The sequence below is a fragment of the Pseudomonas taiwanensis DSM 21245 genome (assembly GCF_000425785.1).
GTDB lineage: Bacteria > Pseudomonadota > Gammaproteobacteria > Pseudomonadales > Pseudomonadaceae > Aquipseudomonas > Aquipseudomonas taiwanensis.
In genome coordinates this window covers 1-19092 of record NZ_AUEC01000022.1, presented here as the reverse complement: position 1 = coordinate 19092, position 19092 = coordinate 1, and the positions used below count along the sequence as shown (strand labels likewise).

The 19092-nt window shown below is 61.5% G+C and carries 19 protein-coding genes; 9 read left to right on the top strand and 10 right to left on the bottom strand.

Annotation, left to right across the window (positions count from 1 at the left end; genetic code table 11):
• The first annotated feature begins 44 nt into the window (after positions 1 to 44).
• The gene (gene trpE / locus H620_RS0110330) at positions 45 to 1526 is read left to right on the top strand and encodes an anthranilate synthase component I (RefSeq protein ID WP_023382659.1); all 1482 of its coding nucleotides are present in this window, start codon (positions 45 to 47) and stop codon (positions 1524 to 1526) included.
• A gap of 99 nt (positions 1527 to 1625) precedes the next feature.
• On the opposite strand, the gene estP is transcribed toward trpE, so the two are convergent.
• Complete coding sequence (gene estP, locus H620_RS0110325; protein ID WP_027907299.1) at positions 1626 to 3515, bottom strand: esterase EstP; 1890 nt, start codon at positions 3513 to 3515, stop codon at positions 1626 to 1628.
• A gap of 381 nt (positions 3516 to 3896) precedes the next feature.
• Between estP and H620_RS0110315 the strand changes: the two genes are divergently transcribed.
• From H620_RS0110315 to H620_RS0110300, 4 genes are all read left to right on the top strand, one after another.
• Positions 3897 to 4490: an aminodeoxychorismate/anthranilate synthase component II gene (locus H620_RS0110315; RefSeq protein WP_027907298.1), complete on the top strand. Its 594-nt coding sequence runs from the start codon at positions 3897 to 3899 to the stop codon at positions 4488 to 4490.
• A 9-nt stretch (positions 4491 to 4499) separates the two neighbouring features.
• Complete coding sequence (gene trpD / locus H620_RS0110310; protein WP_023382656.1) at positions 4500 to 5549, top strand: anthranilate phosphoribosyltransferase; 1050 nt, start codon at positions 4500 to 4502, stop codon at positions 5547 to 5549.
• Positions 5546 to 6379 (top strand): indole-3-glycerol phosphate synthase TrpC, encoded by an 834-nt coding sequence (trpC, locus tag H620_RS0110305; protein ID WP_023382655.1) that lies wholly within the window; start codon positions 5546 to 5548, stop codon positions 6377 to 6379. Before trpD ends, trpC begins: the two co-directional genes overlap by 4 nt.
• A gap of 68 nt (positions 6380 to 6447) precedes the next feature.
• Complete coding sequence (locus H620_RS0110300; protein ID WP_027907297.1) at positions 6448 to 7152, top strand: lipoate--protein ligase family protein; 705 nt, start codon at positions 6448 to 6450, stop codon at positions 7150 to 7152.
• On the opposite strand, the gene crp is transcribed toward H620_RS0110300, so the two are convergent.
• Positions 7149 to 7793, bottom strand: a complete 645-nt coding sequence (gene crp / locus H620_RS0110295; protein WP_023382653.1) for a cAMP-activated global transcriptional regulator CRP — start codon at positions 7791 to 7793, stop codon at positions 7149 to 7151. The genes H620_RS0110300 and crp overlap by 4 nt on opposite strands.
• A gap of 189 nt (positions 7794 to 7982) precedes the next feature.
• Between crp and H620_RS0110290 the strand changes: the two genes are divergently transcribed.
• Positions 7983 to 8405, top strand: a complete 423-nt coding sequence (locus tag H620_RS0110290) for an OsmC family protein (RefSeq protein ID WP_004376171.1) — start codon at positions 7983 to 7985, stop codon at positions 8403 to 8405.
• An 80-nt stretch (positions 8406 to 8485) separates the two neighbouring features.
• Here the strand turns inward: H620_RS0110290 and H620_RS0110285 are convergent, their stop codons facing one another.
• The 6 genes from H620_RS0110285 to hemJ form a co-directional block, all read right to left on the bottom strand.
• Positions 8486 to 9526, bottom strand: coding sequence for a hypothetical protein (locus tag H620_RS0110285; protein ID WP_027907296.1), 1041 nt, complete (start codon positions 9524 to 9526; stop codon positions 8486 to 8488).
• Between the two features lie 10 nt (positions 9527 to 9536).
• Positions 9537 to 10184, bottom strand: coding sequence for a 2-polyprenyl-3-methyl-6-methoxy-1,4-benzoquinone monooxygenase (gene coq7, locus H620_RS0110280; protein WP_023382651.1), 648 nt, complete (start codon positions 10182 to 10184; stop codon positions 9537 to 9539).
• 65 nt (positions 10185 to 10249) lie between these two features.
• Positions 10250 to 10588: a histidine triad nucleotide-binding protein gene (locus H620_RS0110275; protein WP_023382650.1), complete on the bottom strand. Its 339-nt coding sequence runs from the start codon at positions 10586 to 10588 to the stop codon at positions 10250 to 10252.
• 64 nt (positions 10589 to 10652) lie between these two features.
• Positions 10653 to 11435, bottom strand: coding sequence for an SDR family NAD(P)-dependent oxidoreductase (locus H620_RS0110270; protein WP_027907295.1), 783 nt, complete (start codon positions 11433 to 11435; stop codon positions 10653 to 10655).
• A 67-nt stretch (positions 11436 to 11502) separates the two neighbouring features.
• Positions 11503 to 12459 carry an NAD(P)H-dependent flavin oxidoreductase gene (locus H620_RS0110265; RefSeq protein ID WP_023382648.1) on the bottom strand — a complete coding sequence of 319 codons (957 nt, stop codon included), beginning with the start codon at positions 12457 to 12459 and terminating at the stop codon, positions 11503 to 11505.
• A gap of 27 nt (positions 12460 to 12486) precedes the next feature.
• A complete protein-coding gene (hemJ, locus tag H620_RS0110260; protein ID WP_023382647.1) occupies positions 12487 to 12912 on the bottom strand; it encodes a protoporphyrinogen oxidase HemJ in 426 nt (141 codons plus the stop codon).
• 142 nt (positions 12913 to 13054) lie between these two features.
• On the opposite strand from hemJ, the gene argC reads away from it, so the two are divergent.
• On the top strand, positions 13055 to 14089 hold the full coding sequence (gene argC / locus H620_RS0110255; protein WP_023382646.1) for an N-acetyl-gamma-glutamyl-phosphate reductase: 1035 nt from the start codon (positions 13055 to 13057) through the stop codon (positions 14087 to 14089).
• Positions 14090 to 14234: 145 nt separating this feature from the next.
• Positions 14235 to 14585, top strand: coding sequence for an iron-sulfur cluster insertion protein ErpA (erpA, locus tag H620_RS0110250; RefSeq protein WP_023382645.1), 351 nt, complete (start codon positions 14235 to 14237; stop codon positions 14583 to 14585).
• Between the two features lie 57 nt (positions 14586 to 14642).
• Here erpA and H620_RS0110245 read toward each other — a convergent pair whose 3' ends face one another.
• Complete coding sequence (locus H620_RS0110245; protein ID WP_027907294.1) at positions 14643 to 15734, bottom strand: anhydro-N-acetylmuramic acid kinase; 1092 nt, start codon at positions 15732 to 15734, stop codon at positions 14643 to 14645.
• Positions 15735 to 15738: 4 nt separating this feature from the next.
• Entirely contained in the window at positions 15739 to 17160 is a 1422-nt protein-coding gene (locus H620_RS0110240) for a peptidoglycan DD-metalloendopeptidase family protein (protein ID WP_023382643.1), read from the bottom strand.
• Between the two features lie 215 nt (positions 17161 to 17375).
• On the opposite strand from H620_RS0110240, the gene tyrS reads away from it, so the two are divergent.
• Entirely contained in the window at positions 17376 to 18575 is a 1200-nt protein-coding gene (tyrS, locus tag H620_RS0110235; RefSeq protein ID WP_023382642.1) for a tyrosine--tRNA ligase, read from the top strand.
• Positions 18576 to 19092: the final 517 nt, after the last annotated feature.

The following is a 19092-nucleotide window of genomic DNA, read 5'->3' as shown; positions in this document are numbered from 1 at the left end:
CGTCCGCTTGCCCGAACCCATTGCTGCTTGCCACGAGGCTACCCATGACCCGCGAAGAATTCCTGCGCTTGGCCGCTGCCGGCTACAACCGCATCCCCTTGGCCTGTGAAACCCTGGCCGACTTCGATACGCCGCTGTCGATCTACCTGAAACTGGCTGACCAACCCAATTCCTACCTGCTCGAATCGGTGCAGGGCGGCGAGAAGTGGGGCCGTTACTCGATGATCGGTCTGCCGTCGCGCACCGTGATGCGTGTACATGGCTACCATGTGAGCATCCTGCAAGACGGCGTCGAAGTGGAAAACCACGATGTGGAAGACCCGCTGGCGTTCGTCGAAACCTTCAAGGACCGCTACAAGGTCGCCGACATCCCTGGCCTGCCGCGCTTCAATGGCGGCCTGGTCGGTTACTTCGGCTATGACTGCGTGCGCTATGTCGAGAAGCGTCTGGGCGCTTGCCCAAACCCGGATCCGCTGGGCGTGCCGGACATTCTGCTGATGGTGTCCGACGCCGTGGTGGTGTTCGACAACCTGGCGGGCAAGATGCATGCGATCGTGCTGGTCGACCCGACCGAGGAGCAGGCTTTCGAGCAGGGCCAGGCGCGCCTGCAGGGTTTGCTGGAAACCCTGCGTCAACCGATCACGCCACGCCGTGGCCTGGACTTGAGCGGCCCGCTGGCGGCCGAGCCGGAATTCCGCTCCAGCTATACCCGTGATGACTACGAGAACGCGGTTGGGCGGATCAAGGAATACATCCTGGCGGGCGACTGCATGCAGGTGGTGCCGTCGCAGCGGATGTCCATCGACTTCAAGGCCGCGCCGATCGACCTTTACCGTGCGCTGCGTTGCTTCAACCCGACGCCCTACATGTACTTCTTCAACTTTGGTGACTTCCATGTCGTTGGCAGCTCGCCCGAAGTGCTGGTGCGGGTAGAAGACAACCTGGTCACCGTGCGCCCGATTGCCGGCACTCGCCCGCGCGGCGCTACCGAAGAAGCCGACCGGGCGCTGGAAGACGACCTGCTGTCGGACGAGAAAGAGATCGCCGAGCACCTGATGCTGATCGACCTGGGTCGCAACGATGTGGGGCGCGTGTCCTCGACCGGTAGCGTTCGCCTGACCGAGAAGATGGTGATCGAACGCTACTCGAACGTGATGCACATCGTGTCCAATGTCACTGGCCAACTGCGCCAAGGCCTGACCGCCATGGATGCGCTGCGGGCGATCCTGCCGGCGGGCACCTTGTCGGGGGCGCCGAAAATTCGTGCGATGGAGATCATCGACGAACTCGAGCCGGTCAAGCGGGGTGTGTACGGAGGGGCGGTGGGCTACTTTGCCTGGAACGGCAATATGGACACAGCCATCGCCATTCGCACGGCGGTGATAAAGGACGGCGAGTTGCATGTGCAGGCTGGCGGGGGCATCGTTGCCGACTCGGTACCGGCACTGGAGTGGGAAGAAACCATCAACAAGCGCCGGGCGATGTTCCGGGCAGTGGCGCTGGCTGAGCAGACCTCTGCCAAGTAGTTCGTCGGCATCTGGGGCTGCTTTGCAGCCCTTTCGCAGTCTCCAAGCAGTTGAAGCGGCCTGATGTCGCAAAAGGGCCGCTAAGCGGCCCCCACCGTCCTAGAAGTCGACGCTGATCCCCAGGCTCATCCCTTGTTGCGTTAACTCATCGCTCTTGCGCCAGGTGTAGTTCCCTCGCAGATGCACCCCGGCCGTCAACTCATGGGTCAGTCCCACACTGGCCCGGGTGAGGTTACTGTTCGGCGTATACCCGGTCAGTGTGAACTCGTTCGCCGGCAAGCTGGTCAGGTGCATCGTCACCTCTTGCTGGTCATCCTCGAACTCATGCTCGCGCGCCACCTCGGCGAACAGCCGGGTGCTCGGCGATACCTGCACACTGCCCAACAACCCCAGCCCCAAGCGTCGTGAAGTACGTTCCTGGTCATCGAAGCCAAGCGCCGTCGAACGTCCGCTCTTCTCGTCGTAGCCGTCCACCTTCACCCGCGCATAGTCGGCGCTGAGGAAGGGTGACAGTTGCCAGGTGCTGCTGGCTGCTGCCAGGTTGTAGCCCAGGCGGCCGGTGACTGCCCAGGCCTCGCCATCGGTGTCGGCTTTCTCGCTACGGGCGTTCACCCCCAGGGCAAAGGTACGCTTGAGGTCGCGGTAGTCCAGGTGCCCCGCGCTCAAGGCGGTATCGGCCCACCAGCGGTCCTGTCTGAACTGGGCGAAGGCAGTGGCCAGGTAGCTGTCGAGCTTGTAATTGGAGTCCTGTGCACCTGCTTCCAGCTTTTGCCGATACACACCGCCCGCCAGCCCCAGTCGCCAAGCGTCATTCAACCGGTAGCTGCCGCCCAGCGTCAGGTTATAGCCATGGCCGTTACCGCTGGCAGCGCTGCCTTGCTCGTCGAAGTCCAGGTCCTGGGCACCGGTTGCAACGAACGGTTGCCATTGCCCTACGCCTTGCCAAGGCGTCTGCCACTGGTTGCGCAGCTCGTCCTGGTGTGCTCGGAGGCTGGAGTGAGCCATTTCTGGCAGCAGTGTCAGTTCCCATGGGGCGGAGAGAATCGAGTAGGCGTAGTCGGCGATCAGTAGCTGGCCCGCAATGGTCGGATGGACTGAGTCGTTGAAAAGAAGCTTGGTTGGGTCGGGCGCTGTGCCGTTGGCGCCATACACGGGGTTTGCAACGCAATTGTTGCCGCTGTAGCAGGTGCCGATCAGGTTCTGTCCTGTGGCCAGGCCGAAATGGCTCGGGTCGGTGACGGCTTCTTGCAGTAGTACGGGAACATTCAGTGGGATGATCTCGGCGTCGATCTGCCCGAGCTGGCCGACCAGCGATTGGTTGAACACGCTCGACAGCTGTGACAGGGCGCCTTGCAAGGGCGATCCGCTGAAGTTCGGGGTCTGGCCGAGGTCTGGCAGTAGCCAGACCATGATGTAGCGTGCCCCTCCTTGCTGTAGCGCCTGGGCGCTGGCGGCCAGGCGTGCGCCGGCTGCCGCCGCGTCCGCGGGGGTGTTCACCAGGCCTTGGAGGAAGTCATTGCCGCCACCGGTCAGGTAGTAGAGCGCGTTGGGGTCTGCGCGCAGGCCATTGGCCAGGTAGCCAGGTCGCTGACGAATCACGGTGCCCGCTCCCAGGTTGCCAGGGGGAATGATCAATTGAGAGGTGCCGGTGATCGAATCCAGTATTTGCTGGGTCGTGTAGCCGCCAACCGCCCAGTTGTTACCATCCGGGCGAATTCCGAAGGAGGTGGAAGGGTTGAGGTCTGCTGGCGCTACCCCCAGTTGTCCTCCGAGGATCATCGGCGAGACGGGGGCGAAGTTGCCGTCGCTGTCACGGTTGGTGAAGCGCATGCCATCAGTGCCTCCCAGTAGATCGGGAAACTGGCCGGCATCGCTCAAGCTGTCGCCGAACACGATCATGGTGGAATATGGCGAAGGAGCTGCCAGGGCTTGGCTGCAGGCCAGCGCGAGCGTACAGAGGGTGAAGCGCAGGAAATGCGAACGTTGCATGGGTAGATATCCTTCTCATTGTTTTTATCGGAACAGCCCGATTGACCTTAACAAAGCAAAGGTCTTTTCTCACAAGTCCATTCGTTACCCCGTGTTTACGGGCATATTGCGCCAGGCGCCCCGGTAAGCTACTGTGCCGGGACGTATGAGCGAGACCTATCCTGTGTTGATCGTCAGCAAACTCTTGATGCGCGTAATCAAGGCCCACGCCCGTTGGCGTTGGCGCGCCTGACTTTATCTCCTGCCGGCAAGTCCGGCCCGCCCCCGTTTGTCTTCCTCTTTGTAACACCCGCCACCGCACGATGCGGCTGCATTTGCGCTTGTTCTGGCGTGTAGGAAGATTCGAATTCAAAAGTCAGTAGATTCAAGAGGTTCATCCCGATGTTACTGATGATCGACAATTACGACTCATTCACTTACAACGTTGTTCAGTACCTTGGCGAGCTGGGTGCCGAGGTAAAGGTCATTCGCAACGACGAAATGACCATCGCCGAGATCGAAGCCCTCAATCCGGAACGCATCGTCGTCTCGCCTGGTCCATGCACACCGAGCGAAGCGGGTGTGTCCATCGAGGCCATCCTGCATTTCGCCGGCAAGCTGCCAATCCTTGGCGTCTGCCTGGGGCACCAGTCCATCGGCCAGGCCTTCGGCGGCGATGTGGTGCGGGCGCGTCAGGTGATGCATGGCAAGACCAGCCCGGTGTTGCACCGCGACCTGGGTGTGTTCGCCGGCCTGAACAATCCGCTCACCGTGACCCGCTACCATTCCCTGGTGGTGAAGCGCGAAACCTTGCCTGACTGCCTGGAAGTGACCGCCTGGACCGCCCACGCAGATGGCGCGGTCGACGAGATCATGGGCTTGCGCCACAAGACGCTTAACATCGAAGGGGTGCAGTTCCACCCTGAATCGATCCTGACCGAGCAGGGCCACGAGCTGTTCGCCAACTTCCTCAAGCAGACCGGCGGCCGCCGCTAAGGACCGAACATGGATATCAAGAGCGCGTTGAGCCGTATCGTCGGCCACCTTGACCTCAGCACCGAAGAAATGCGCGATGTCATGCGCCAGATCATGACCGGCCAATGCAGCGAGGCGCAGATCGGCGCCTTCCTGATGGGCATGCGCATGAAGAGCGAGAGCATCGACGAGATTGTCGGTGCGGTCTCGGTGATGCGCGAACTGGCTGACAAGGTCGAGCTGCAAAGCCTCGATGGCGTGGTCGATATCGTCGGTACCGGCGGTGATGGCGCCAACATCTTCAACGTTTCCACCGCATCCTCCTTCGTCCTCGCGGCGGCGGGGTGCCCTGTGGCCAAGCACGGCAACCGTGCTGTCTCCGGCAAGAGCGGCAGCGCGGACCTGCTGGAGGCCGCCGGAGTCTACCTGGATCTGAATCCAACCCAGGTCGCCCGTTGCATCGACAGCCTGGGGATCGGCTTCATGTTCGCTCAGAGCCACCACAAGGCAATGAAGTTCGCGGCTGGCCCACGCCGTGACCTGGGGCTGCGTACCCTGTTCAATATGCTCGGCCCGCTTACGAATCCGGCCGGTGTGAAACACCAGGTGGTCGGCGTGTTTACCCAGGCCCTGTGCCGTCCGTTGGCCGAAGTGCTGCAACGCCTGGGCAGCAAGCATGTGCTGGTGGTGCATTCGAAGGATGGTCTGGACGAGTTCAGCCTGGCCGCGCCGACCTTCGTGGCCGAACTGAAGAATGACCAGATCACCGAGTACTGGGTCGAACCGGAGGACCTCGGCATGAAGAGCCAGAGCCTGCATGGCCTGGCTGTCGAAGGCCCGGAGGCCTCGTTGGCGCTGATACGCGATGCCTTGGGTCGTCGCAAGACTGAGAACGGGCAGAAAGCCGCCGAAATGATCGTGCTCAATGCGGGCGCGGCGTTGTATGCCGCAGACCATGCAATGAGCCTCAAGTCGGGTGTGGAACTGGCCCATGACGTGCTGCACACCGGGCTTGCCTGGGAGAAGCTGCAGGAGCTGGGTGCCTTTACGGCGGTATTCAAGGTGGAGAACGAAGCATGAGTGTGCCGACGGTGCTGGAAAGGATCATCGCCCGCAAATTCCAGGAAGTGGCCGAGCGCAGCGCGCGCGTAAGCTTTGCCGAACTGGAGCGTCTGGCCAAGTCGGCCGATGCGCCCCGAGGTTTTGCCAATGCCCTGATCGAGCAGGCCAAGCGCAAGCAGGCGGCGGTCATTGCCGAAATCAAGAAGGCCTCGCCGAGCAAGGGTGTGATCCGCGAGGACTTCGTGCCGGCGGACATTGCCGTCAGCTACGAAAAGGGTGGGGCGACCTGCCTGTCGGTGCTGACCGATGTGGACTACTTCCAAGGCGCCGACGAATACCTGCAGCAAGCTCGCGCCGCCGTTTCGCTGCCGGTGATCCGCAAGGACTTCATGGTCGACCCGTACCAGATCGTCGAGGCTCGTGCCTTGGGCGCCGACTGCGTGCTGCTGATCGTGTCGGCGCTGGACGACGTGAAGATGGCTGAGCTGGCCGCCACGGCCAAGGAGGTCGGCCTGGATGTCCTGGTCGAAGTGCATGACGGCGACGAGCTGGAGCGTGCACTGAAGACGCTCGATACGCCGTTGGTGGGGGTCAACAACCGTAACCTGCACACCTTCGAGGTGAGCCTGGAGACCACCCTCGACTTGTTGCCGCGCATCCCACGTGATCGCCTGGCCATTACCGAAAGCGGCATTCTCAACCGTGCTGACGTCGAGCTGATGGAAATCAACGAGGTCTACACCTTCTTGGTGGGGGAGGCGTTCATGCGTGCCGAGCAACCAGGGTTGGAGCTGCAGCGGTTGTTCTTCCCTGATCAGGTCAAGAAGACTGTTCAGCAACTGGACTGATCGAAACGAAGCCGGCGTATTGCCGGCTTTTTTGTAGGCCTGCCATGGCTGCTAACAAAGGTGAAAGGATGACCGATCAACCCCTGGCACTGACTGTCGAACAAGGCCTGCACGCCGAGCAGGAACTGCTGGCGGCCGTCTGCCGCGGCGAGCGTGACGCTGGCGTGCTGTTCTGGCGCCCCACCGATCATGCCCTGGTGATGCCACGGCGCATGAGCCGGCTGGAAAACTTCGAGGCTGCATGCGCCGAGTTGGCGATTGCCGGATGGCCTGTGCTGCTGCGGGAAACCGGTGGTGAGCCGGTGCCACAGTCCCACGCGACGGTGAATGTCGCGCTGGTCTACGTCGCACCGCGCAGCGAAGGCGACCATGGGCGAATCGAGCATGCCTACGAGCGCCTGTGCCTGCCTTTGTGCGATGTGCTGCGCGAATGGGGTGGCGTGGCTTCGGTGGGCGAAATCGACGGTGCTTTCTGCGACGGGCGTTTCAACGTCAACCTCAACGGCCGCAAACTGGTCGGCACCGCTCAGCGCTGGCGCCAGGGACTGGGTGGCAAGCGGGCCGTGGTGCTGGTCCATGGCGCCCTGCTGCTGGACAACGAGCGGGAGTCGATGGTCGCGGCCGTCAACCGTTTCAACGAATGTTGCGACCTGGAGCAGCGCTGCCGCGCCGACAGCCATATCGCTTTGCATGAAGTGGTGCCCGAAGCGCCCTGGTTCGAGCGCTTGTCGCAAGCCTATGCTGATGAGCTGGCGAAACTGCCCAGGGACTAGCGTGTTCCGTAGACCACCATGGTCTTGCCCTTGACCTGCACCAGGCTGCGTTCCTCGAGGTCCTTCAGGACGCGGCCGACCATCTCCCGCGAACAGCCGACGATGCGACCGATCTCCTGACGGGTGATCTTGATCTGCATGCCATCCGGATGGGTCATGGCGTCGGGTTGCTTGCACAGGTCAAGCAGGCAGCGCGCCACTCGGCCTGTCACATCGAAGAAGGCCAGGTCGCCAACCTTGCGCGTGGTGTTGCGCAGGCGTTGGGCCATCTGGCTGCCCAGGGCATAGAGGATGTCCGGGTCGTGGCGCGACAGTTCGCGGAACTTGTCGTAGCTGATCTCCGCCACCTCGCATTCGGTCTTGGCGCGAACCCAGGCGCTGCGCTGCTGATCGCTACCCACGGGCTCGAACAGGCCCAACTCGCCAAAGAAGTCGCCACTGTTGAGGTACGCGATGATCATCTCGTGACCTTCGTCGTCTTCGATCAGGATGGTGACCGACCCTTTGATGATGAACGACAGCGTCTCGGCCCGATCACCCGCGCAAATGATGTTGCTCTTGGCGACATAACGGCGGCGTTGGCAGTGGACCAGCAGTTTATCGATGTTCTTGATCTTGGCGGGTAGGGCTGAGGCAACCATCACGAAATCCTGTTCGATGTGAGGTATGAGCTTTTTCTAGGATGCCTGACGGTTGACGCCAGTCATTTGGCGCCAGCTTATCAGACACTGTGGGATGTTTCGGCACAATTGCGACACGTCTTGATCTTTTCCGACAGCCACACAAGGTCTAAGCTGACACCCTTTTCCGATATTTAGGAGTCCGGATAGATGAAGGCACGCATCCAGTGGGCCGGTGAAGCGATGTTCCTCGGCGAGTCCGGGAGCGGCCATGTCGTGGTGATGGACGGTCCGCCCGAAGCGGGTGGTCGCAATCTGGGCGTGCGCCCGATGGAAATGCTCCTGCTGGGCCTCGGTGGCTGCAGCAGCTTCGACGTAGTGAGCATTCTGAAAAAGTCGCGCCAGGCAGTGGAAAGCTGCGAAGCGTTCCTGGAGGCAGAGCGCGCCAGTGAAGACCCGAAAGTGTTCACCAAGATCCACATGAACTTCGTGGTGAAGGGGCGTGGTCTGAAAGAGGCCCAGGTAAAACGGGCTGTCGAACTGTCGGCGGAGAAATACTGCTCGGCATCGATCATGCTGGAGCGTGCAGGCGTTGAGATCACCCACGGTTACGAGATCGTAGAGCTGGGTTGATTTTCACCCTTTGGGCTGCTTTGCAGCCCATCGCCGGCAAGGAGGGTGCAAGCCTGTAAGGGCGGGCTTGCCGGCAGTCGTCAATTTCGCAGTGCTGGCAGGGCAGTCAGCAACCATTGCGGCAAGCGCCCCCGGACGGCCTGGCTCAGTTGTTCTCGCCGTTTCTGATACGCCAGACCCAGGCCGATCACTCCCAGCCCGATCAAGGTCAGTACTACCGGGAATAACAGGGATTCGGCAAACACGTCGTACGACAAGTAACCCAGGTATGCCGCCACGCCAAGCGCGCCGAACACCATGAAGACCGGTCGGCGCAGCAGCACCGCCATGCCCATCAGCCCAAGGTTGATCACACAGTACATCGCCCTGCCCAGTTCGCTCCCGCTGTCCAGCAATGTCAGCCCGCCCCAGAATGCCGCCAGCCCGGCCAGATAACCCCAGTGGGCATAATCCTGGCGGGTGCGTCCGTCCAGAATCAACACCGCCAGCAGCAGCCCAAGGCCAAACCACAGTGATACCGTGCGGCGTTGCTCCCAGCTCAACGGCGAGCCGTAGAACCATTCGCTCAGGTCCATCGACATGAACCACAAGGCCAAGGCGATCGGCATGACGATGAACGGGTAGGGGATCAGGCGCAGCATGAGCAGCCCTGCCAGCACCGTGGCGGCCTCCATCAACAGCCAACCGCCTTGCACATAGCGGTAGTACTGGTGGTAATCCGTTTGCGTGTCGCCCATGGGCCACCACCCCGCCATACGCTCGATGGCGAAGACGGCCAGCGGCACGATGCTTACCGCGACCGCGGCCAGCACCCCGGCAGCGATGGGTTGATGGCGTCGTTGCAGGCCGAGCGCGAAGAGGGTCATTAGCACGATGTACAGCATGGCGATGGCCAGCAGGGCGCCGTCGCCAATACGCATCCAGGCTTCGGTCAGCAACCAGCCCATGGCACCCATGATCAGCAGGGCGCCGAAATAGAACGCCACGTGGGCCAGTTGCAGCGTGCCGCGTGGGACCGGAGGCTGTTGCAGGAATGCCAGCAGGGCCTGGTCCTGGCCCGGCTGGAGGATGCCGGCTTGCACGGCGCGCGCCAGGTCCTTGGCGTCGATGCGGTCCGTCATGGTATTGGCCCTAGATGCGATAGGTGCTCTTGGTCATGACTTTGGCCAGCAGGCTCATGCCAAAGCGCACAGGTGCGGGGAAACGGTAACCACCGGCTTCGAGGGCCGATTCGGCATGTTGCTCTTCGTCGACGCGCATCTGTTCGAGAATGGCGCGCGATTTCTCGTCCTCTTGCGGGATCTGTTCCAGATGCTCGTCCAGATGCTTGCACACCTGATGCTCGGTGGCAGCCACGAAGCCCAGGCTGACCTTGTCGCTGACCAGGCCGGCGAGTGCGCCAATGCCGAACGACATGCCATAGAACAATGGGTTGAGCACGCTCGGGTGGCTGCCCAGTTGGCGGATGCGCTGTTCGCACCAGGCCAGGTGGTCGACTTCTTCCTCGGCGGCATGCTCCATGGCCTTGCGTACCTGCGGCAGCTTGGCCGTCAGGGCCTGGCCCTGGTACAGCGCCTGGGCGCACACCTCACCGGTATGGTTGACCCGCATCAGGCCGGCGATGTGACGAGCCTGGCTTTCATCCAGTTCGACATCTGGCTGGACGATGGCCGGGGAGGGTCGGGAAGGTTGGCCGCTGAAAGGCAGCAAGGTGCGCATGGCGGTATCGGCCTGCAGCAACAAGCGGTCGAGCGGCGAGTAGTGACGTTCGGTAGCCATCGGGCACCTCCGCTAGAGTGTGCCCGACAGTTTACCGCAATCGGATCAGGGTCGCTTGCCCTGGATCAGCCCGGAGGCCAGTGCATCTGGCGTTGGCCAAGCACATGCATGTGGATGTGGTAGACGGTCTGTCCACCCAGTTCGTTGCAGTTCATGACCACGCGGAAGCCGTCTTCACAGCCAAGTTCCTTGGCCAGGCGCTGGGCGGTGAACAGGATGTGGCCGGCCAGGCCCTTGTCCTCTTCGGTCAGGTCGTTCAGGGTGCGGATGTGTTTCTTCGGGATAACCAGAAAATGCACTGGCGCCTGGGGGGCGATATCGTGGAACGCCAGAACCTGGTCGTCCTCATAGATGATCTTCGCCGGGATCTCCCGGTTGATGATTCTGGTGAATAAGTCGTCCACAGCTCTTGCTCCATGGTGAGGTTCCGGGCCGAGTTTACTCAGCCGGGCGCCGCTCGCCCAGTGGCTATTCCATGCCGATCGGGCAGTAGCGCCGATGCAGCACTCCTGCGAGCTTGCGTACCAGCCAGCGCGGCAGCAGGCGTGGGACGAAGGCCAGCCAGCGGTTGCGTCGGCCAGGGGTGATCAGCGCGCGGTTCTTGTCGAGGGCTCTTACGGTGTAAAGCGCAACTTCTTCGGGCGTCAGGCAACGGGATTTGCCTTCGAGCCTCGGGATGGGGCGCCTGGACGAACGCACGGGACCAGGATTGAGTACCGAGACCTTGATGCCCGTGCGCCTGAGCTCTTCGCGCAGTGCCTCGGAAAAACTCAGTACATAGGCCTTGCTGGCGGCATAAGTCGCCATCCAAGGGCCGGGGGCCGCGCTGGCCAGTCCCGCGACGTTGAGAATCTGCCCGCCACCTTGCACCGCCATCAGGTTGCCAATCGCGTGGCACAAGCGACTCATGGCCAGGATGTTGACCTCCAGCAGATCTTGCTCGTCGGCCCATTCATGGGCGAGAAATGGCCCATAGCTGCGCAGCCCGGCGCAGTTCACCAGCAGGTCGATGCGCCGCTCGCCTTCCTCAAGCTCTAATACGAAACCTGACAGTCGCAAGGGTTGGCTGAGGTCGCAGGCGCGGAACAGCACCTCGACGCCGAAGCGCTGGGTGAGCTCGATGGCGACCGGCTCAAGGGTCTCGCGCTGGCGCGCTACCAGGATCAAATTGCGACCGCGCCGCGCCAGGGCTTCCGCCAGGGCCAGGCCCAGGCCGCTGGAAGCACCAGTAATCATGGCGTAACGGGTCATGCAAGGCTCCTGGGGGCTGAAGAGGGCGCCTAGTGTACAGCTTGGTCAGGCAAGGTGTTGCCTTTTGCTACAGGGCCTTGTCACGCAGCGCCAGGCTGTGGTCCAGAGCCGCCCGGTACTCGCCGTGCAGGCGCTCGATCAGTGCCGCTGCACCAGGCACGTCCTGAATATCACCCACGCCCTGGCCAGCAGACCATACCGTCTTCCATGCCTTGGCTTCGTCGTCGATCGGCTTGAGCTTGCCTTGTTCGTGGCCGCGCTCGAGGGTGGCCATGTCGTACCCCGCCTGCTGCAGGCTTTGGCGCAGGAAGCTGGCAGGAATGCCGGACACCGCTGGGGTGTGCACGATATCCGCGGCACGGGCATCGAGCAGCATCTGTTTGTACTGTGGCTGCGCCTGGCTTTCGGCCGTGGCGATGAAGCGGGTGCCCATGTAGGCAAGGTCTGCCCCCAATAGCTGGGCGGCGAGGATCTGATGGCCATGATTGATGCAGCCTGCCAGCAGCACGGTCTTGTCGAAGAATTGGCGGATCTCCGCGACCAGCGCGAAGGGGCTCCAGGTGCCGGCGTGACCGCCAGCCCCGGCGGCTACCGCGATCAGGCCATCGACGCCAGCCTCGGCGGCCTTTTCGGCATGGCGCCGTGTGGTGACGTCATGGAACACCACGCCGCCATAGCCGTGCACGGCATCCACCACCTCCTTCACCGCACCAAGACTCGTGATGACGATCGGCACTCGGTGCTCGACGCACAAAGCCAGGTCAGCCTGCAAGCGAGGGTTGGTAGGGTGGACGATAAGGTTGACGGCGTAGGGCGCTGGCGCGGCCATTGCTTGCAAAGCCTGCTCGATCTCTTCGAGCCAGCGCTTGAATCCGGCACTGTCGCGCTGGTTCAGGGCTGGGAAGCTACCCACCACGCCATTGGCACAGCAAGCCAGGACCAGGCGCGGGTTGGAGATCAGGAACATCGGCGCTGCGACCACCGGGAGGCGCAGGCGTTGCTCAAGCGAGGCAGGCAAAGGCATGGAGGGCTCCTGCGGGCAGGTTTGTCGTCAGAACGGTTTGACCACCACGAGAATCACGATGCCCAACAGGAACAACACAGGGACCTCGTTGAACCAGCGATAGTAAACATGGCTGCGGGTATTGCTGCCGCTGGCGAAGCGTTTGCGCTGGGCGCCGCAGATATGATGGTAGCCGGTCAGCAGGATCACCAGGGTGAGCTTGGCGTGCAGCCAGCCTTGGCTGAGCCAGCCCGGAGTGAGGTAGAGCATCCAGGCGCCGAACACGTACGTGGCGATCATCGCCGGGTTCATGATGCCCCGATACAGCTTGCGCTCCATGGTGATGAAGCGTTCCTGGCTGATGCTGTCCTGGCTCTGGGCGTGGTAGACGAACAATCTTGGCAGGTAGAACAGGCCGGCAAACCAGCAGACCACGCTGATGATGTGCAGTGCCTTGATCCATAGATAAAGCATGGAGGGAGTTCCTTCAGGTTTTCACGGTCGTCAGATAGTAGAGCTCAAGCGCCCAAAGGGGCACCCCAAGAGTTGTTACAGGCGGCGTGCCCCCCTATCATCGTGCGCTTTCCAGTCGGCTCGTTGATAAGGGGCAAGCGTTATGATCAAGGTCGGTATCGTCGGCGGCACGGGTTACACCGGCGTCGAACTGTTGCGTCTGCTGGCACAGCATCCACAGGCCGAGGTGGCGGTCATCACTTCGCGCTCCGAGGCGGGCGTGGCGGTTGCCGACATGTATCCGAACCTGCGTGGCCACTACGATGGCCTGTCCTTCAGTGTGCCGGACAGCAAGACGCTGGGTGCCTGCGACGTCGTGTTCTTCGCCACCCCCCATGGCGTTGCACACGCCCTGGCCGGCGAGTTGCTGGCTGCCGGCACCAAGGTGATCGACCTGTCCGCCGATTTCCGCCTGCAGGATGCCGTGGAATGGGGCAAGTGGTATGGCCAGCCGCATGGTGCACCCGAGCTGCTCAAGGATGCGGTATACGGCTTGCCTGAAGTCAACCGTGAGAAGATTCGCCAGGCGCGTCTGATTGCAGTGCCGGGCTGCTACCCGACCGCTACCCAACTGGGCTTCCTGCCGCTGCTCGAAGCTGGGCTGGCCGATCCGTCGCGATTGATCGCCGACTGCAAATCGGGCGTTAGCGGTGCCGGCCGTGGCGCTGCCGTAGGCTCACTGTTCTGCGAGGCTGGTGAGAGCATGAAGGCCTATGCGGTCAAGGGGCACCGTCACCTGCCGGAAATCAGCCAGGGCCTGCGCCTGGCGGCCGGGAAAGACATCGGCCTGACCTTCGTGCCGCACCTGACGCCAATGATCCGCGGCATTCACGCAACCCTGTACGCGAACGTCGTCGACACCTCGGTCGACCTGCAAGCGTTGTTCGAGAAGCGTTATGCCGATGAACCGTTCGTCGACGTGATGCCAGCCGGCAGCCACCCGGAAACCCGCAGCGTGCGAGGCGCCAACGTCTGCCGTATTGCGGTTCACCGTCCGCAGGGCGGCGACCTGGTGGTGGTGCTGTCGGTCATCGACAACCTGGTCAAGGGCGCATCCGGCCAGGCTGTCCAGAACCTGAACATCCTGTTCGGCCTGGACGAGCGCATGGGGCTGTCCCACGCCGGCCTGCTGCCGTAAGCGCAAGCTCGTTCCTGAGGCCCGCCTTGTGCGGGCCTTTTTGTTGGGCGCGACTAAAGCAGCACAATTCTTGACCGATTTTCTCGGAGAAGCGGATAATGCGCACCATCGAGTTTTATGGCGGCAGTGCGCCGGGAGAATCAACATGAGCGTCGAAACCTTCACCCCCACCGCGTTGGAGTTCACTCACGGGGCTGCGCAAAAGGTGAAGACACTGGTTTCCGAGGAAGGCAACGATCGCCTGAAGTTGCGTGTATTCGTGACGGGTGGCGGCTGCTCGGGCTTCCAGTACGGTTTCACCTTCGATGAAGATGTGGCCGAGGATGACACCATCGTCGAGCGCGAAGGCGTTTCCCTGGTCGTCGACCCAATGAGCTTCCAGTACCTGGCGGGTGCCGAGGTGGACTACCAGGAAGGCCTGGAAGGCTCGCGCTTCGTGATCAAGAACCCCAACGCTACTACCACCTGTGGCTGTGGCTCCTCGTTCTCGATCTGAGCTTCGGCCATACGAAAACGCCGCGCAATTGCGCGGCGTTTTGCTTTCTGCAGGGGACTAAGCCGGGTAGATCGCACCCAATATGCGCAGCCCTTGTGCCGCCGTGACGCTGGGGCGGTTGGCAGGAATACCCTCCAAGCAACAATGGGCCAGCCAGGCGAAGGCCATCGCTTCGACCCAGTCCGGGTCCACACCATGGGCGGCTGTGCTGCTGACCTTGGCGTCGGGCAGCAAGGTAGCCAGTCGCGCCATCAGTGCTCTGTTGTGGGCCCCGCCGCCGCAAACCAGCAGGGCTTCTGTGCTCTGTTGGGCATTGCGAAGCGACTCGATGATGCTGCGGCAGGTCAGTTCCAGTAGCGTGGCTTGCACATCTTCATCGCGGTACTGGGGCAGGCGAGTCAGGTGGCCATCGAGCCACTGCAGGTTGAACACCTCACGGCCAGTGCTTTTCGGGCCGCTGCCGGCGAAGAACGGATCGCTGAGCAGTGCGCTGAGCAGGTCAACCTGCACCTGTCCGCTCGCAGCCCAAGCGCCATCGGCATCATAGGAAGGCCCGCGCTTGCGCTCGATCCAGGCATCCATCAACACGTTGCCTGGGCCACAGTCGAAACCGTGCACCGGGCTGTCGACCTCGATCAGGCTGAGGTTGCTGAAACCGCCCACGTTGAGCACTGCCAAGCGCTGGCCGAGGTGGCCGAACAAGGTTTCATGGAATGCAGGCACCAGCGGGGCGCCTTGACCGCCGGCAGCGACGTCACGACGGCGAAAGTCACCTACCACGCTGATACCGGTCAGTTCGGCGAGTAGGGCTGGGTTGCCGATTTGTACCGTGAAGCCACGAGAGGGTTCATGGCGAATGGTCTGGCCGTGGCTGCCGATGGCGCGGATTGCAGCAGCCTCGAGCCCTTGCTGGGCCAGTACATGACGGATGCCCTGTGCGGCGAGGCTGGCCCAGCGGTTTTCTGCGAGGGCAGCGCGTGCGATCTCGTCAGGGCCGCTGGCACAGAGGCTCAGCAGCTCCTGGCGCAGGTTTGAGGGCATCGGAAGGTAGTGGGTAGCGAGCAGGCGGGGCTGCTCGCGTTGTTCGATCAGGGCGATGTCCAGGCCATCGAGACTGGTGCCGGACATTACCCCCAGATAAAGCGCCATGGGCTCAGCGCTTGTTGGCTGCGAGCAGCGTGGCCTTTTCCTGATCCATGCGTGCGATCAGGGGTTGGCTTTGCTGCAGGAAGCGCTGGCGCTCGGCTTTGGCGATCGGGTCAGCCATTGGCACTTTCTGGCTCAATGGGTCGACGTGCACGCCATTGACCTGGAACTCGTAATGCAGGTGCGGTCCGGTCGACAGGCCGGTGGTACCGATGTAGCCGATGATCTGGCCCTGTTTGACCTGGCTGCCGGTCTTGATGCCCTTGGCGAAGCCTTGCATATGGCCGTAGAGGGTTTTGTAGCGGTTGCCGTGGGCGATGATCACGGTGTTGCCGTAACCGCCACGACGCCCGGCCAGCTCGATGCGACCGTCACCGGCAGCCTTGATCGGCGTGCCGCGAGGGGCTGCGTAGTCGACGCCTTTGTGCGCACGGATCTTGTTCAGGATCGGGTGCTTGCGCCCGGCGGAAAAGCGCGAGCTGATGCGGGCGAAGTCAACTGGGGTACGGATGAACGCCTTGCGCAGGCTGTTGCCGTCGGCGGTGTAGTAGCTGGTATTGCCCTGCTTGTTGGTGTAGCGCACGGCGGTGTAGGTCTTGCCGCGGTTGGTGAAGCGAGCGGACAGGATGTTGCCGGTGCCGATGACCTTGCCATCCATGACCTTCTGTTCGTAGACCACGTCGAATTCGTCACCTGGACGGATGTCCTGGGCGAAGTCGATGTCGTAGCCAAGTACTCGCGCCATGTCCATGGTCATGCTGTGGGACAGACCGGCGCGCTGGGCGGAAGCAGAGAGCGAGCTCTTGATCACGCCATGGGCGTAGGCGGTGCGCACGATCGGTTTACTGATCTCGCGGTCGAAGGTATAGCCCTTGGCGGTCTTGCTCAGGCGAATGGTTTCCAGGTTGCTGACCTTGCTGTGCAGGCTGGCCAGTTGGCCATCCTTGTCCAGTTCGAACTGCAGGACTTGGCCATGCTTGAGTTGCGTGAACTGCTTGGCTTGCTTGTTGCTGGCCAGCAGGTCATGGACCGCGTTCGCCGGCAGGCCGACCTTGGCGAACAGGGTGGACAGGGTATCGCCACGGGCCACGGTGACTTCGCGGTGGGCAGGGTCCTTGGCTGCGGTTTCCGGCTGGCCCTCCGGGGCTTGCTGGGAGGCTGTCTGTTCGGTGCTCGGCTCGGCGTTTTCGATCTGGGCGAAGGGGGAGCCTTGGTCGCCTTCGGACTGGACCAGCGGTGCGCTGCTGGTTTCGTCCTTCAATTGCTCGGCAGGGCTCTCCAGTTCGAGGGAGAGCGTGGTCTTCTTGGCTTCGACCTCACTGGAGGGGAACACCAGCAAGGCCAGGCTGAGCAGGGCGGCAATGCCGCTGGCGGCCAACAGATGGCTTTTCGGATAAAGCGGAGGCGCTTTAGGCGTTTTGTTGGTCATAGGTAAGGTGGCTTTGAAGAAAAATGAATATGGAAAAGATGAATGACATGATGAAGATGAAATAACTGTATAAAATATAACCAAATCCATTTTCGCGCAAGGGCGCATAGACGCCGGAAGGCTTCACCCGGGTCACATTCCTTTGCGAAACTTGTATTTGATGGCCGATCTTGTATGGTTGGCTCCCCTTGAATCTGAGCCTTGCGGGTCTGTCTATGAAGTCGGTTGAAGAGCAGCTGGCGCTTATCAAGCGCGGTGCGGAAGAAGTGTTGGTCGAGTCGGAACTGGTGGAGAAGCTCAAGCGCGGCCAGCCTCTGCGTATCAAGGCAGGCTTCGATCCGACTGCCCCGGACCTGCATTTGGGGCACACGGTGCTGATCAACAAGCTGCGCCAGTTCCAGGACCTTGGGCACCAGGTCATCTTCCTGATCGGTGATTTCACCGGGATGATCGGCGATCCGAGCGGCAAGAGCGCGACTCGTCCACCGCTGACGCGCGAGCAAGTACTGGAAAACGCTGAGACCTACAAGCAGCAGGTGTTCAAGATCCTCGACCCGGCCAAGACCGAAGTCGCATTCAACTCCACCTGGATGGACAAGCTGACGCCGGCAGACTTCATTCGCCTGGCCTCGCAGTACACCGTTGCGCGCATGCTCGAGCGCGACGACTTCGACAAGCGCTACACCACCAACCAGCCGATTGCCATCCACGAGTTCCTCTACCCACTGGTGCAGGGCTATGACTCCGTGGCGTTGAGGGCTGACGTCGAGCTGGGTGGTACCGACCAGAAGTTCAACCTGCTGATGGGGCGTGAGCTGCAGCGGGCCTATGGCCAGGAAGCGCAGAACATCGTGACCATGCCGTTGCTCGAAGGGCTCGATGGCGTGAAGAAGATGTCCAAGTCGCTGGGCAACTACGTGGGCATCCAGGAAGCGCCGGGTGTGATGTACAGCAAGCTGGTATCGATTCCGGATACGTTGATGTGGCGTTACTTCGAGCTGCTGAGCTTCCGTTCGATGGAAGAAATCGATCAGTTCCGGACTGATGTTGCCAATGGTGCGAACCCGCGGGACATCAAGATCAAGCTGGCGGAAGAAATCGTTGCGCGTTTCCATGGTGAAGAGGCGGCTGCCAATGCTCACCGTGCGGCGGGTAACCGCATGAAGGAAGGTGAGCTGCCGGAAGATCTACCGGAGGTCGAGGTGAGTGCAACTGAAGACCTGCCGATTGCCGCGGTGCTGAACCGGGCTGGTCTGGTCAAGAACTCGGCTCAGGCGCGGGATCTGCTCGGTGCCGGAGCAGTGAAGGTCGATGGCGCGGTGGTTGAGCGAGATTTCATGTTTGCAATTGGCGCGACTCATGTGTGCCAGGCCGGCAAGAAGGCATTTGCGCGGGTTACCCTCAAGGCTGAGTGATCGCTTGCAGGTGTTGCAGCTATATAGAAGCGGGGGGGGGCAACAGGCCTCCCCGCTTTTTTATGGCGCGTCCCTAACGGCCGACCGCCTCAACACCGAGCGGCCAACGGCGTGCGGCCCCGTTTCACAATTATTTCTGTTTAATGGAATTTAGGGGTTGACCACTTCTCGAATCCCCTTATAATGCGCCCCACTTCCGACGCAGTCGAAACGAAAAACTCCTTGTTAATCAACAGGTTGAGCGTTTAGAAAGCAATCGGAAGCGCTGAAAGAGGTGGTTGACAGCGTTTTAAAACGCTGTATTATTCGCCTCCCGCTACGAGAGATCGCAGCGAGTCAAGTGTTTGAAGCTAAACGAGTTTCTCGCAAAAAACTTCAAAATAAACGCTTGACAGCAAATGAGGAAAGCGTAGAATGCGCGCCTCGGTTGAGACGAAACGCTCTTAGCCAAACGCTCTTTAACAAATCGAATCAAGCAATTCGTGTGGGTGCTTGTGAGTATGGACTGATAGTCACA

Excerpts from the sequence above, each read along its gene's own strand:
- trpE (WP_023382659.1), top strand. The coding sequence starts at position 45 with ATGACCCGCGAAGAATTCCTGCGCTTGGCCGCTGCCGGCTACAACCGC.
- estP (WP_027907299.1), bottom strand. The coding sequence starts at position 3,515 with ATGCAACGTTCGCATTTCCTGCGCTTCACCCTCTGTACGCTCGCGCTG.
- H620_RS0110315 (WP_027907298.1), top strand. The coding sequence starts at position 3,897 with ATGTTACTGATGATCGACAATTACGACTCATTCACTTACAACGTTGTT.
- trpD (WP_023382656.1), top strand. The coding sequence starts at position 4,500 with ATGGATATCAAGAGCGCGTTGAGCCGTATCGTCGGCCACCTTGACCTC.
- trpC (WP_023382655.1), top strand. The coding sequence starts at position 5,546 with ATGAGTGTGCCGACGGTGCTGGAAAGGATCATCGCCCGCAAATTCCAG.
- H620_RS0110300 (WP_027907297.1), top strand. The coding sequence starts at position 6,448 with ATGACCGATCAACCCCTGGCACTGACTGTCGAACAAGGCCTGCACGCC.
- crp (WP_023382653.1), bottom strand. The coding sequence starts at position 7,793 with ATGGTTGCCTCAGCCCTACCCGCCAAGATCAAGAACATCGATAAACTG.
- H620_RS0110290 (WP_004376171.1), top strand. The coding sequence starts at position 7,983 with ATGAAGGCACGCATCCAGTGGGCCGGTGAAGCGATGTTCCTCGGCGAG.
- H620_RS0110285 (WP_027907296.1), bottom strand. The coding sequence starts at position 9,526 with ATGACGGACCGCATCGACGCCAAGGACCTGGCGCGCGCCGTGCAAGCC.
- coq7 (WP_023382651.1), bottom strand. The coding sequence starts at position 10,184 with ATGGCTACCGAACGTCACTACTCGCCGCTCGACCGCTTGTTGCTGCAG.
- H620_RS0110270 (WP_027907295.1), bottom strand. The coding sequence starts at position 11,435 with ATGACCCGTTACGCCATGATTACTGGTGCTTCCAGCGGCCTGGGCCTG.
- H620_RS0110265 (WP_023382648.1), bottom strand. The coding sequence starts at position 12,459 with ATGCCTTTGCCTGCCTCGCTTGAGCAACGCCTGCGCCTCCCGGTGGTC.
- hemJ (WP_023382647.1), bottom strand. The coding sequence starts at position 12,912 with ATGCTTTATCTATGGATCAAGGCACTGCACATCATCAGCGTGGTCTGC.
- argC (WP_023382646.1), top strand. The coding sequence starts at position 13,055 with ATGATCAAGGTCGGTATCGTCGGCGGCACGGGTTACACCGGCGTCGAA.
- erpA (WP_023382645.1), top strand. The coding sequence starts at position 14,235 with ATGAGCGTCGAAACCTTCACCCCCACCGCGTTGGAGTTCACTCACGGG.
- H620_RS0110245 (WP_027907294.1), bottom strand. The coding sequence starts at position 15,734 with ATGGCGCTTTATCTGGGGGTAATGTCCGGCACCAGTCTCGATGGCCTG.
- H620_RS0110240 (WP_023382643.1), bottom strand. The coding sequence starts at position 17,160 with ATGACCAACAAAACGCCTAAAGCGCCTCCGCTTTATCCGAAAAGCCAT.
- tyrS (WP_023382642.1), top strand. The coding sequence starts at position 17,376 with ATGAAGTCGGTTGAAGAGCAGCTGGCGCTTATCAAGCGCGGTGCGGAA.